This is a genomic window from Ideonella azotifigens (assembly GCF_021043325.1).
GTDB lineage: Bacteria > Pseudomonadota > Gammaproteobacteria > Burkholderiales > Burkholderiaceae_C > Ideonella > Ideonella azotifigens.
This window is the reverse complement of record NZ_JAJNKD010000004.1, coordinates 1-13,389: the sequence shown is the minus strand read 5'-3', so window position 1 is coordinate 13,389 and position 13,389 is coordinate 1. Positions and strand designations below refer to the sequence as shown.

At 64.0% G+C, this 13,389-nt stretch carries 10 protein-coding genes; all 10 read left to right on the top strand.

Going from position 1 to position 13,389, the window contains the following annotated elements:
* The first annotated feature begins 32 nt into the window (after positions 1-32).
* Entirely contained in the window at positions 33-740 is a 708-nt protein-coding gene (tadA, locus tag LRH25_RS10720; RefSeq protein ID WP_141285848.1) for a tRNA adenosine(34) deaminase TadA, read from the top strand.
* The gene (locus LRH25_RS10715; RefSeq protein WP_141285846.1) at positions 737-1,732 is read left to right on the top strand and encodes an LD-carboxypeptidase; all 996 of its coding nucleotides are present in this window, start codon (positions 737-739) and stop codon (positions 1,730-1,732) included. The genes tadA and LRH25_RS10715 overlap by 4 nt, the downstream gene beginning before the upstream one ends.
* Positions 1,733-1,985: 253 nt before the next feature.
* The gene (locus LRH25_RS10710) at positions 1,986-4,217 is read left to right on the top strand and encodes an ABC transporter substrate-binding protein (RefSeq protein ID WP_375140560.1); all 2,232 of its coding nucleotides are present in this window, start codon (positions 1,986-1,988) and stop codon (positions 4,215-4,217) included.
* A gap of 7 nt (positions 4,218-4,224) precedes the next feature.
* Positions 4,225-5,208, top strand: a complete 984-nt coding sequence (locus tag LRH25_RS10705) for an ABC transporter permease (protein ID WP_141285842.1) — start codon at positions 4,225-4,227, stop codon at positions 5,206-5,208.
* 22 nt (positions 5,209-5,230) lie between these two features.
* Complete coding sequence (locus LRH25_RS10700) at positions 5,231-6,685, top strand: ABC transporter permease (protein ID WP_141285840.1); 1,455 nt, start codon at positions 5,231-5,233, stop codon at positions 6,683-6,685.
* A 9-nt stretch (positions 6,686-6,694) separates the two neighbouring features.
* On the top strand, positions 6,695-8,566 hold the full coding sequence (locus LRH25_RS10695) for an ABC transporter ATP-binding protein (RefSeq protein ID WP_141285838.1): 1,872 nt from the start codon (positions 6,695-6,697) through the stop codon (positions 8,564-8,566).
* Between the two features lie 120 nt (positions 8,567-8,686).
* Entirely contained in the window at positions 8,687-11,815 is a 3,129-nt protein-coding gene (locus LRH25_RS10690) for a TonB-dependent receptor (protein ID WP_141285836.1), read from the top strand.
* 168 nt (positions 11,816-11,983) lie between these two features.
* Positions 11,984-12,424, top strand: coding sequence for an IS66-like element accessory protein TnpA (tnpA, locus tag LRH25_RS10685; RefSeq protein ID WP_231011136.1), 441 nt, complete (start codon positions 11,984-11,986; stop codon positions 12,422-12,424).
* Positions 12,400-12,750 (top strand): IS66 family insertion sequence element accessory protein TnpB, encoded by a 351-nt coding sequence (gene tnpB, locus LRH25_RS10680; protein WP_231011135.1) that lies wholly within the window; start codon positions 12,400-12,402, stop codon positions 12,748-12,750. Before tnpA ends, tnpB begins: the two co-directional genes overlap by 25 nt.
* A 79-nt stretch (positions 12,751-12,829) precedes the next feature.
* Positions 12,830-13,389: IS66 family transposase (locus tag LRH25_RS10675; RefSeq protein WP_445663771.1), on the top strand; the 560-nt coding region annotated here is incomplete at its 3' end.

The window sequence follows — 13,389 nt, the reverse complement described above, 5'->3', positions numbered from 1 at the left end:
GCAAACCTGCTGCGCAGCTCCTGAGAGATCCCATGAGCGAGTTTTCCGCATCTCTCGGCAAGGAGGCCACTCCAGCCGACGAAAACGCGATGCGACTGGCGCTGGACCAAGCGCAGAACGCCTGGCTGGTGGGCGAGGTGCCTGTGGGCGCGGTCATCATGCGCGATGGCCAGGTGATTGCCACCGGCTACAACCGGCCGATCACCACCCACGACCCGACCGCCCATGCCGAGTTGGTGGCGCTGCGGCACGCCGCACAGCTGCTGGAGAACTACCGGCTGCCCGAGTGCGAGATCTACGTGACCCTGGAGCCCTGCGCAATGTGCGCGATGGCGCTGATGCACGCCCGCTTCAAGCGCGTGGTGTTTGGTGCCCGGGATCCCAAGACCGGTGCCGCCGGCTCGGTGGTCGACCTGTTTGCTCAGCCGCAGCTGAACCACCACACGGCGCTGCAGGGCGGTGTGTTGGGCGAGGCCTGTGGCCAGGTGTTGCGCGAGTTTTTTGCCGAACGCCGCGCCCAACAGAAGGCCGTGCGCGCAGCCGACCAAGCCGACGCCGAAAGCACGCAGTCACCGGCCGCTGCACCGCGCGCTGCTTTGTTCAGCCCGCCTCGGTCCGCACCAGAAACAGCGCCTGAGCCTGTCATTCCGACGGGCGAGGCCACCGAATGGGTGCTCACGCCGCCGCCCGGCGCCGACGACATGCCCGAATTCACCGAACCCAACAGGAACCGCCCATGAGCGCCGCCAAGAAGAAGACCCCGCATGCCGACCAGGCGGCGCACGACCACGGGCAGGACCACGACGAACATGGACACGACCATCACCACGTGCACACGTCACCTTCCACGCTGACGATCTATTCGCCCGCCGGCGTGGTGCTGAAGAGCGCCGCGGTGAAGCTGGCCGCCAAGCGGCTGAAGGGCATGGGCTACCAGGTGACGGTGGACGCCAGCGCGCTGGCCAAGCACCAGCGCTTTGCCGGCGACGACGACTTCCGCCTGGCCACGCTGCACCGCATTGCCGAAGAAGCGCCGTCGGTCGCCATGGCCACGCGCGGCGGTTATGGCATGACGCGGCTGCTGGACCGGCTGGACTGGGCGCTGCTGGCCAAGGCAGCCGAGCAAGGCACACGCTGGGTCGGCTACAGCGACCTGACCGCGCTGCAGATGGGCTTGCTGACCCACACCGGCACCGCCAGCTGGTGCGGACCGATGGCGACCGATGACTTTGGCCGCGACGAACTGGACGAAGTCACACCGGACTGTTTCAACGAAGCCATGAGTGGAGAGCTGGAGGCCATCGGCTTTCGCACCGAGGCCGGCTTCGATGGCTTGGCCGAGAAGGGTGTGCTGTGGGGTGGCAACCTGACGGTGCTGTGCTCGCTGCTGGGCACCCGGCACTGGCCCAAGGTCAAGGGCGGCATCCTGTTCCTGGAAGACGTGGCCGAACATCCGTACCGGGTCGAGCGCATGCTGCTGCAGCTGCACCAGGCGGGCGTGCTGGCCGCGCAGAAGGCGGTGGTATTGGGGGCATTCAGCGACTGGCGCAAGTCGCCGATGGACCGCGGCTACAACCTGAAGACCGTCGTCGCCTACCTGCGCGAGGTCACGAAGACGCCGGTCCTGACCGGGCTGCCATTCGGGCATGTGCCGACCAAGGTGACGATGCCGATGGGCCACAAAGTCCAGCTGCTGGTACAGGCACGGGACGTGCTCATCGGTTGGCACTGACGCTGCGTTGCGTTAGCCGGTCCGCCGCGTTGCCCCTCGGTAAACCCTGAGCGGCAGGCACCGCGACGGTGCCTAGAATTTTCGCTTCGCCTCGCGTTTGGGTGCACCAAAAGTGCGCCTGACGGGAGGCTTGTGTTTTGTGCGTGCGTGCGTGGTCATCGATGCTGCCGTGCGTGCTTGAAGGAGTGACCGCATGCGCGGTGTGTTGGGCGCCGCAGTTTGGCGCTGGGTGGTGCTGGGCGTGCAGGCGACGATGGCCGCCGCCGCTTTGGCCAGTTTGACCGCCTGTGGCAACAGCCCCTTTCCGCTGGGCGCGGAAAAAGAGAACACGCTGTTTTATGCCTTTGAGGAGCGCTCCCCGCGCTACCTGGACCCGGTCGCCTCGTACTCCAATCCGGAGTCGGCCTTCACGATGGCCATCTACGAGCCGCTTTACGGGTACCACTATCTGAAGCGGCCGTATGAGCTGGAGGGCAAGGCCGCCGCCAAGGTCGTCAAGCCGCGCTACCTGGACGCCGCCGGCCACGAGTTGCCGGCCGACGCTGCCGCCGAGCACATTGCAGAGAGCGTCTACGACATTCCGATCCGCCACGGCATGCGCTACGCGCCGCATCCGGCCTTCGCCAAGGATGCGCAAGGGCAGTACCTCTACCACCACATGACGCGTGCCCAGGTCGGCGAGAAGCATTCGCCCTGGGAATTCGAGCACACGGACACCCGCGAGGTGGAGGCCGAGGATTTCGTCTACACCTTGAAGCGCCATGCAACGACACGCATCGAGGCGCCGGTCTTCGCGGTGTTTGCCGAATACGTGCTGGGCCTGAAGGACTATGCCGAGCTGATCAAAAAGGAAGACGCCAAGCTGCTGGCCGGACTGCCGGAAGACCTGCAGGACAAGCCCTTCCTGGACTTCCGCAAATGGCCACTGGCGGGGGCTCAGGCGCTGGACAAGTACACACTGCGGGTTCGCCTGAAGGGCAAGTACCCGCAGTGGAACTACTGGATGGCGCTGCCCTTCGTCGCGCCGCTGCCGTGGGAGGCAGACGCCTTCTACTCTCAGCCCGGCATGACCGAAAACGGCCTGTCGTTGAACCAGTGGCCGGTGGGCTCGGGCCCGTTCATGATGACCACGTTCGAGCGTGATCGCCTGCACGTGATGAAGCGCAACCCGAACTACCGGGCCGACGACTTCTACCCCTGCGAAGGCCAGCCCGAAGACAAGGCCGCCGGCCTGCTGGACGACTGCGGCAAGCGCCTGCCGTTCATCGACACGCTTTACGTGCAGATGGAAAAGGAAAAGGAAGGGCGCAAGGGCAAGTTCCGCCAGGGCTACCTGGACATGCCCGAGATCGAGCGGCCCGAATGGGGCGTGGACTTCCGCAACGACATGGAAGAGTCCGACGCGGTGAAGCAGGAGTACGAGGCCCGCGGCTTCCAGTTCCCGCTCAGCACCGACATCACCAACTGGTATGTGGGCTTCAATATGCTGGACCCGGTGGTCGGCACCGGCGGTACGCCGGAAGAAGTCATCAAGCACCGCAAGCTGCGCCAGGCGGTCTCCATTGCCATCGACTGGGAAGAGGGCTATGGCCGCATCTTCAAGCACAAGGGCGGCGTGGCGGCGATGGGCCCGATCCCGCCAGGCGTGTTCGGCTCGCACGAGGGCCAACCCGGCTTCTACAACCCTGTGACGCACAAGCTGGTCGACGGCAAGCCGGTACGGCGCTCAATCGAAGATGCGAAGCAGTTGCTGGCCGAAGCCGGCTACCCCGGCGGTCGCGACGCCATCACCGGCAAGCCGCTGGTGCTGAACTACGACTTCCAGCGCGTGGTCACGCCCGAGTTCAAGGCCGAGAACGACTGGATGGTGCGGCAGTTCGCCAAGCTGGGCATTCAGCTGGAGATTCGCGCGACCGACTTCAACCAGTTTCAGGACAAGACCCTCAAGGGCAAGCACCAGCTGTTCTGGGCCGGCTGGCTGGCCGACTACCCGGACGCCGAGAACTTCCTGTTCCTGCTCTACGGGCCCAACGCCAAGTCCAAGACCCAGGGCGAAAACACCGCGAACTACGAGAACCCGGCCTTCGACAAGCTGTTCCGCGAGCTGCAGTCGCTGGATGACGGGCCGCGCAAGCAGCAGGTGGTTGACGAGATCTACAAGATCACGCAAGAGGACGCTCCCTGGTCCTTCGGCTACATCCCGTGGGGCGGTTTGGCCTTCCAGCCCTGGGTGCACAACGGCAAGCCCAGCATCCTGGTGCGCGACATGGTGCGGTACTACCGAGTGGACCCTGCCATGCGCGCAAAGCTGCAGGCCGAATGGAACCACCCGATCTACTGGCCACTGGCTTTGCTGGCGCTGCTGGCGGTCGCGCTGGCCTGGGTGGCGCGGCGCAGCTTCAAGGCGCGCGAGCTGGCAACCGCCCGTGGCACGACAGGCGAGGGCGCAGCGCCCTCGCTGTCAACTTCTTCCAACCCTGGCTGAGCGCGACATGTGGAACTACCTGGTGCGCCGGCTGAGTTACGGCGTGTTGATCCTGGTGGGTGTGAACCTGCTGACCTTCTTCCTGTTCTTCACCGTCAACACGCCGGACGACATGGCCCGCTTGAACATTGGCGGCAAGCGCGTCACGCAAGTGCAGATCGACAAGTGGAAGGGCGAGCGTGGCTACGACAAGCCGCTGTACTGGAACGCCGCCGGGCAGGGCGCCGAGCAGCTCACGCACACGGTGTTGTGGGAGCGCTCGATCTCGCTGATGCTGCTGGACTTCGGCCGCTCCGACTCGGCGCGCAGCATGGACATTGGCTACGAGATCAAGACCCGCATGGGCGTGAGCCTGACGCTGGCGGTGCCGATCTTCTTGCTGCAGGTCATTGCCAGCACCGGCTTCGCGCTGCTGCTGGTGTTCTTCCGGCATTCGCGCATCGACTTCTGGGGCACGGTGGTCTGCGTGCTGATGCTGTCGATCTCCAGCCTGTTCTACATCATCGTCGGCCAGTTCCTGTTCTCGCGCGTGCTGCGGCTGGTGCCGCTGTCGGGCTATGCGGGCGGGCTGGACATGGTCAAGTTCCTGGTGCTGCCGGTGCTGCTGTCGCTGCTGTCGCGGCTGGGCACCGAGGCCCGGCTGTACCGCGTGATGTTCCTGGAGGAAATGGGCCGCGACTACGTGCGCACCGCGCGCGCAAAGGGCCTTTCGGAAGCGGTGGTGCTGTGGCGCCATGTGCTGCGCAACGCGCTGATTCCCATCATCACCAGCGCCGGCTCGTACCTGCCGTATGTGTTCCTCGGCAGCCTGGTGTTCGAGAGCTTCTTCGGCATCCCCGGACTCGGCGCTTTCGTGATCGACGGCATTGCCGGACAGGACTTCGCCATTGTGCGGGTGATGGTCTTCCTGGGCGCGCTGCTGTATGTGCTGTCGAACGCGCTGATCGACGTGATCTACACCTGGGTCGATCCCCGGGTGCGGCTGGCTTGACGGCCCTCAGGAAGTGAATGACATGGGTTTCAAGCTGGTCATCCTCTGGACCGACATCGCGCTGTGGTTGATGGCGCTGTCAGTCGCGGTCTACGCCGTGCGCCTGCGCGGCCTGCCGCAGAGCCGCAGCAAATGGCAGCGTGTTTTGCACGATCCGGCCGCGCTGTCGGCCGGCTTCGTGCTGCTGCTGTTTGTCCTCGTCACCTTGCTGGACAGCGTGCATTTCCGACGGACGTTGCCGACCAATCCGGCCACAGTGAGCACGGGCCACGCGGTCTACTACGACGCCACCACCAGCTCGTTGCTGGACGAGGCCTTGCACCACCTGCGCGCCACCCGCGAAGCCACCTACAGCGCGCCGCTGGCCACGCATGCGCACACGCGCGACGCGGTGACGGTCAACGGCGAGATCCAGCGCATCTATCCGCGGCTGCAGTTCGGCGGTGCGCACCTGGCTGATACTGTGCGCGACTGGGCAGGGGACGTGACGCGTCGGGTGCTGGCCGGGCTTGGCATCGGTCTGCTGGCATTCGTGGGCCTGGCCGTGGCGCTGGCTGCCACCTTGCGCCGCGCGCACGGTGGCCTCGGTCCGGCCTGGCAGGCCCTGTGGCGCGGTCACACGGCGCTGCCGCTGCGGCCGCTGCTGGCCACCTTGATGGCGCTCTGCGCCGTGATCGGGCCCGTCACCGCGCTGGCCGGTGGTTACCACGTGATGGGCACCGACCGCACCGGCAACGACGTGCTGCTGCTGGCGCTCAAAAGCGTGCGCACGGCCTTCGTGATCGGCGCCTTGTCGACCCTGGCCACGCTGCCGCTGGCCATCGTGCTGGGCGTGCTTGCGGGTTACTTCAAGGGTTGGGTGGACGAGGTGATCCAGTACCTCTACACGACGCTCAGCTCGGTGCCCAGCGTGTTGCTGATTGCCGCCTGCGTGCTGATGGTGCAGGTCTTCCTGGACAAGAACCCCGACCTGTTCGAAACCGGCCTGGAGCGGGCCGACCTGAAGACCTTCCTGCTCTGCGTGATCCTCGGCCTCACAGGCTGGGCCACGCTGTGCCGCCTGGTGCGCGCCGAGACGCTGAAACTGCGCGAACTGGACTTCGTTCAGGCGGCGACTGCCTTCGGCGTCAGCCACTGGCGCATCATGGCGCGCCACATCGTGCCCAACGTGATGCACCTGGTGCTGATCACCACCGTGCTGAGCTTCTCGGACCTGATCCTCTACGAGGCAGTGCTGACCTACGTTGGCGTGGGCGTGGATCCGTCCACCAGCAGCTTCGGCGGCATGATCAACCTGGCCCGCAACGAGATGAGCCGCGACCCTGTCGTCTGGTGGTCTTTCAGCGCTGCCTTCTTCTTCATGGTGACGCTGGTGCTGGCGGCCAACCTGTTTGCCGACGGCGTGCGCGATGCGTTCGATCCGCGGGCCCGCGCCTTCCGCGTGCGCCTTGTCCCAAAGAAGCCCACCATTGCCTGAGCCGCACCGATGCTGAAGATTGACGAACTGAACGTTCAGCTGGATGCGGAAGCCGGCCTGGTACAGGCCATCGACCAACTCACGCTGTGCATAGAGCGTGGCGAAACGCTGGCGTTGGTCGGCGAGTCCGGCTGCGGCAAGAGCATGACCGCGCTGGCACTGATGCGGCTGCTGCCGGACAACGGCCGCGTGGTGGCCGGCAGCGTGGCGCTGGAAGGGGCCGACACGCTGGCCCTGCCGGAGCTGCAGATGCGCGCGGTGCGTGGCGGCCGCATCGGCATGATCTTCCAGGAGCCTTCGACCAGCCTGAATCCTGTGATGCGCGTGGGCGACCAGATCGTCGAGTCCATCGAGGCACACACCTCGCTGCGCGGCGCCGCGGCACGCGCACGGGCACTGGACTGGCTGCGCCGTGTCAGCATCCCCGAGCCCGAACGCCGCATGGACGACTACCCGTTCCGCATGAGCGGCGGGCAGAAGCAGCGCGTGATGATTGCGATGACGCTTGCGGCCGAGCCCGACTTCCTGGTCGCCGACGAACCCACCACCGCACTCGACGTGACAATCCAGGCGCAGGTGCTGGACCTGCTGCGCCAGTTGCAGGCCGAGACCGGCCTGGGCATGCTGCTAATCACGCACGACCTCGCCGTGGTTGCCGGCATGGCGCACCGTGTGGCGCTGATGTACGCCGGCCAGATCATTGAAACCGCCGACGCGCAAAGCTTCTTCTCCGCGCCCAAGCACCCGTATGCCCAAGCCCTGTTGCGGGCACTGCCCGATGCGCATCGCCGGGGTCAGGCCTTGGCCGCAATCCCCGGAACGGTGCCCGCGCTGACACAAAGCTTTCACGGTTGCCGCTTCGAGCCACGCTGCGCCCTCGCAGAAGCCGCCTGCGCCCAGACACGGCCCGCACTATGGGCCCAGCCAGGCACCCGTTCGGTGCGTTGCATCCTGTACACGCCAGGGCGTGAACAAACCGTCCATGAGGTTGAACCAGCAGCGGCGGCTGTCGAAGTGGCCCCCTCGGCGTCGACGAAAGCCCCTGGAGCTGCCAACGTGGTGCTTGACGTGCAGTCACTGCATGTGCGCTACCCCATTCGCGGCGGGCTGCTGCAACGCGTGCGCGGGCACTTCGATGCGGTCGCCGGCGTCTCGTTCCAGGTCAGGGCAGGGCAGACGCTGGCCTTGGTCGGCGAAAGCGGCTGCGGCAAGACGACCACCGGCAAGGCCGTCGTGCAACTGCTGCGGCGCATGGCCACGACCCAGGGCCGCGCGCTGCTGGACGGCCAGGACCTGTTCGCCATGAACTCGCAGGCGCTGCAGCGCGCGCGCCGCGAAGTCCAGATCATCTTCCAGGACCCATTTGCCTCGCTGAACCCGCGCATGCGGGTGTTCGACATCCTCGAAGAAGGCCTGCTGGCCCTGCGGCCCGATCTGGACGCCGCTCAGCGGCGCGCCCGTCTGCTAAACCTCACCGACCAGGTCGGCCTGCGTGCCGAAGCGCTGGCGCGCCATCCGCACGAATTCTCGGGCGGCCAACGCCAGCGCATAGCCATCGCCCGAGCACTCGCGGTGCAGCCGCGCCTCATCGTTTGCGACGAGCCCACCTCTGCACTGGACGTGTCGGTGCAGGCGCAGATCCTGAACCTGCTGCTCGATCTGCAGCGCGACACCGGCGTCGCATTCCTCTTCATTACGCACAACATCGGCGTGGTCGAGTACATCGCCGACGAGGTCGCCGTGATGCAGGCCGGGCGGATCGTTGAGCAGGGCTCATGCGAGGCCGTTCTGCAACACCCCGCACATGTCTATACAAGGCGTCTGATCGACGCCGTACCCCGCCTGAACGCCGCTGCTAAGGCGGCAGTTGCAGCGAAATAGCAACAAAAATCCACCGAAAATTGCAAAGAGGGTTTGTGGGGGTGGGGACCAAAAAGACCTTCAGTGACAATCAATTTACACGTTCCTGGAGCGAGGACATCATGGCTTCACAAGACCGGCATGTGCCTTGCTTCTGAAATGGGTCTATCGATCAACCTTTCTGGAGAGAAGTCAGTGGCTCAAATGAAAAATTCTTCCACCCTGTGGCGGCGGTCAGCTGTCGCTGTGGCGGTCGGCCTCAGCGTCATGTCCGGCGCGGTCTACGCGCAATCTACCGCCGTTGGCTCGGTGTACGGTCAGGTTGCAACGGGTGCCGGTACCCAAATCGTCATTGAAAACGCGGCTGTGGGCTTCAAGCGCACGGTGACCGTTGGCGAAGGCGGTCGATTCCAAGCCAATAACCTGGCTCCCGGCCATTACCAGATTCAACTGGTGAAGGACGGCAAGGTCGTTTCGACGGCTGAATTGGACGTTTTGGCGGGCCAAGGTGCTGAAGCCGTATTCGCAGGCGCCGGCAACGCCACCCAAACCGTGCAGGTGGTTGGCAAGCTGCGCGGCATTGACACCTCCAATACCGTCAACGCTTCCGTCTTCACCGCCAAGCAACTGGATGCTATCCCGGTTGCCAGCAAAGACGTCAACGGCATTGTGGCCCTCGCGGCCAACACGACCAAGGCCGACGCGCGTTATTCCGGCGGTATCAGCATCGGTGGTGGCGCTCCCTCGGAAAACTCGTACTACATCAACGGTTTCCCCGTTACGAACGCACTGACGCAGTTGGGCTCGATGGAACTGCCATTTGGCGCCATCCAGCAGGCCCAGGTGCAAACCGGTGGTTTCGGTGCTGAGTTTGGTCGCTCGGTGGGTGGCGTGGTGAACATCATCACCAAGAGCGGCACCAATGAATGGCACGGCGGGGTCGATGTCACGATCGAGCCGAACTCGCTGCGTTCGAATCCGAAGAATATTTATTATCCGAAGAATGGCGCGGCCACCGACGGAACTGAATATTTCTATCGCAAGGACAACTATCGTCAAGAGACCAGCTACGGCGCGTACGTTGGCGGCCCGTTGGTTGAGGACAAGCTGTTCATGTTCGTGGCGGCGGATGTCACCAAGCTGAACACCAAGGCGGTCAACTCCACCCCAGGCTCCTCTGCAGTCTCGACCACGGGTTGGCTTGAATCGCAGAATACCAACACCCGTTATCTGGGTAAGTTCGACTGGTACCTGACTTCCGATCACCATTTGGAAGCCACCCTGATCGGCGACAACTACAAGACGACGGACGATTATTTCGGCTACGACTACGCAGCGCACAAGAAGACCAACTACGTCTTCAGCCAGTATTCGAAGAACCTGTCCGACTACACCACCGGTGTGGGCGGCGATGCCCAAGTCCTGAAGTACAGCGGCCAGATTACGTCCGATTTTCTGTTGACGGCTTTGTATGGCCAAAGCAGCAGCCCGCACAAGCAAGGCTACAGTTTCCAGCCGACGGACCCGGAAACTTTCATTCCGACCGATGCTGACAGGAATCCAAACCTGACTTACCCGACCAACCCGGCCAATCCGCTTCCCGGCGGTACTACCGGTATCGGCAATGATGCGAAGGAAACCACCAAATCATTCCGATTCGACCTCGAATACCAGCTGGGTGATCACCTGATCCGTGCAGGTCTGGATGAAAATCGGCTGAAGTCCAAGAACGCGGGCGACAGCTACGACAATGTGGGTGGTTCTTACTGGCGTTACTATCACACCACTAACGGCAACTATTCCGGCGCAGGCCCCAGCACCCGGATCAGCCTGATCGACGCCGGCGCAGTGCCTGTGAACGGCACGTACTATTACGCTCGTCAGCGCCATTTTGACACCGTCACGAATGCAGATTCGAACCAGTCGGCGCAATACATTGAAGACCGCTGGCAAGTGACGAAGGAAGTGCTGCTGACGGCTGGCGTGCGTCGCGAATCCTTCGAAAACAAGAATGGTGATGGTGATACCTTCCTGAAGATGGACGGTTTCTTCAGCCCGCGTTTGTCGGCATCGTGGGATGTGCTCGGCAACTCGTCGCTGAAGGTCTACGGCTCTGCCGGCCGCTACAGCCTGCAAATCCCGACGCACGTGGCCGTGCGTGGCGCCAGCCGCTCGCTGTTCGTTGACCAGTACTTCGCCTACACCGGCGTTGATCCAGTAACGGGTGCGCCGACTGGCCTGACTGCGCTGAACAGTGAGCCGTACTCGTCCAACAATGAATACGGTCAGGCCAAGAACCCTAAGACCGTGGCGGCTCAGGACATGAAGCCGACCTATCAGGATGAACTGACCCTGGGTGTTGAAGGCGCGTTGACGCAGGGCTTGGTCGGCGGCGCGAAGGTCACCTACCGCAAGCTGAAGCAGACCATCGACGACTTCTGCGACTACCGTCCGTTCTATGCCTATGCTGATGCGAACGGCATCGACACGAGCAACTACGGTGGCTTCGGTTGCGCGACCTTCAATCCGGGCAGCGACAATACCTTCCTGGTGGACTATGCCGGTGACGGCACCCTGACCAAGGTGAAGCTCAAGGCTGCCGACATCGGTGTGCCGAAGCCGAAGCGTACCTACTTTGCCCTTGACCTGTTCCTGGAACACCCGTTCAGCGATGGCTGGTACGGCAAGATCAACTACACGTATTCCAAGAACAAGGGCAACACCGAAGGCCAGACCAAGTCCGACAATGCCCAGACCGATGTGGCTGTAACTTCGACTTGGGACTTCAAGGAGCTGATGGAAGGCTCGTATGGCTATCTGCCGAACGATCGCACCCACCAGATCAAGGGCTACGGCTACTATCAGCTGACGCCTGAATGGGGCTTTGGCACGACCATGGTGCTGGAATCGGGACGTCCGAAGAACTGCTTCGGCGATTACGGTGGCACGGGCACCGACATTGGCGGTGGCGGATACGGCGCAGTGTTCTTCTATTGCGACGGTGTTGCAACGCCGCGTGGTTCGCAAGGCCGCCTGCCTTGGAGTACCGCTCTGGACCTGAACGCTGTGTACAAGCCTGATTACGTGAAGGGTCTGGCGCTCCGCGTGGACGTTTTCAACGTGTTCAACCGTCAAACCGCTCGCGTGATCGACGAAGCTCACGACTCGTCAGCCACTTACGGCGCTGGCGTGGTCAACCCGGCCTATGGCCGAGTGATCAGCTACTCGGATCCTCGCAAGTTCCGCCTGACGGCCCAGTACGACTTCTGATTTGATTGCTGCTTAGCAGTTAGCAAATCAAACAAAAACCGCAGCCTAGGCTGCGGTTTTTTTACGCCCATTGAATAAGTGACGGTAAGCGGTCAATAGACCCCGTCCTTGAGCCATCGGCTGTGAGCTGGCAGCCTACGTTCCCACGTAGACGAACGTGGGAACGTGATGACAGACGAATTGCAAGAGCTCAGGCGCAGGCTGGTGGTGGGCCGCAAGAACGACGGGCGCAGCGTGTACGACACGCAGGCGAAGGCGGAGCTGGTGGCGCTGTGTTTGCAGCCCGGTGCGTCGGTGTCGCGCCTGGCGCGCGAGTGCGGCGTCAATGCCAATCAGGTCAGCCGTTGGCTGCGCGAGCACGGCCATGTGCGCCGCCCGCGTGTGCCTGTCGCACCCGTTGCGCAGGTGAGTTCGCCGCCGTCGGCATTCATGGCAGTGCCGGTGATGCAGACCACGGCGACGCCGGCCGATGGCAGTGCTGCGATGCACCTGCAGGCCCGTCTGCCCAACGGCGTGGCGTTCGATCTGCGGGGTGTCGACGCACGACATGCCGGCCATCTGATTGAAGCACTCGGGAGGCTGAGGTGTTCCGGCTCGACGAAGGGCTGAAGGTCTACCTGCACCGCGCGCCAGTGGACTTCCGGCTCAACATCAACGGCCTGGCTGCCCTGGTGCAGCAAGCACTCGGGCTGGACCCGTTCGCCGCGTGTGTCTACGTGTTCAGCAACCGCCAGCGCAACCGGGTCCAGGTGCTGGGCTGGGAGCGCAACGGCTTCTGGCTGCTGCTCAAGCGGCTGGAGCAGGACCGGTTCATCTGGCCCAGCGAGGCGGACGTGCCCACGCTGACGGTGGAGCAGTTGCACTGGCTGCTCGAAGGCATTGACATCGGCCTGGTGCAGCGTCATCCACAGCGGCTGTACGAGCGCGTAGGCTGAGATCAGTTCGATGGCGGCCGCGCCATTGCGGCACATCCGAATGGCGTAGCCGACCATGGGCTGGGACACTGTTTGGCAGATGGCCGACATGCCCACGCTCGAACAGTTCAACGCCCTGCAGCAGGCGCTGGCCGAGGCGCGCCAGCACAACGAAGCCTTGGCCGGTGAGCTGCGCACGACCACAGGGGAGCTGCGCATCGTGCGCACCGAACGGGATTTGCTCAAGGAACAGCTCAACAAGTTCAAGCGCCAGCTGTTCGCCGCCAGCAGCGAGGTCACCGGCCAGCACCAGAAGGACATGTTCTTCGACGAGGCCGAGAGCCTGGGGGCGCAGGCCGAGCCGGCTGCCGAAGAGATCCCTGACGCCGACAAGGTCGACGTGCCCGGCCACCAGCGCGCCAAGCGCGGGCGCAAGCCGCTGGACCCGGCGCTGCCGCGCGAGGTGGTGCGCCACGAACTGCCCGAGGGCGAGCGCGTGTGCCCGCACGACGGCGCGGCCTTGCGCGAGATCGGCGTAGAGGCCACCGAGCAACTCGACATCATCCCGCAGGCGAAGTACCTCGACGGGCTGCCGCTGTACCGCCAGGCGGCGCTGCTGGGCCGCTTCGGCGGCACCGACATCTCGCGCAACACCTTGGC

Bases quoted from the DNA above. Each gene is read 5' to 3' on its own strand.
- tadA (WP_141285848.1), top strand. From the start codon at position 33: ATGAGCGAGTTTTCCGCATCTCTCGGCAAGGAGGCCACTCCAGCCGAC.
- LRH25_RS10715 (WP_141285846.1), top strand. From the start codon at position 737: ATGAGCGCCGCCAAGAAGAAGACCCCGCATGCCGACCAGGCGGCGCAC.
- LRH25_RS10710 (WP_375140560.1), top strand. From the start codon at position 1,986: ATGGCCGCCGCCGCTTTGGCCAGTTTGACCGCCTGTGGCAACAGCCCC.
- LRH25_RS10705 (WP_141285842.1), top strand. From the start codon at position 4,225: ATGTGGAACTACCTGGTGCGCCGGCTGAGTTACGGCGTGTTGATCCTG.
- LRH25_RS10700 (WP_141285840.1), top strand. From the start codon at position 5,231: ATGGGTTTCAAGCTGGTCATCCTCTGGACCGACATCGCGCTGTGGTTG.
- LRH25_RS10695 (WP_141285838.1), top strand. From the start codon at position 6,695: ATGCTGAAGATTGACGAACTGAACGTTCAGCTGGATGCGGAAGCCGGC.
- LRH25_RS10690 (WP_141285836.1), top strand. From the start codon at position 8,687: ATGTGCCTTGCTTCTGAAATGGGTCTATCGATCAACCTTTCTGGAGAG.
- tnpA (WP_231011136.1), top strand. From the start codon at position 11,984: ATGACAGACGAATTGCAAGAGCTCAGGCGCAGGCTGGTGGTGGGCCGC.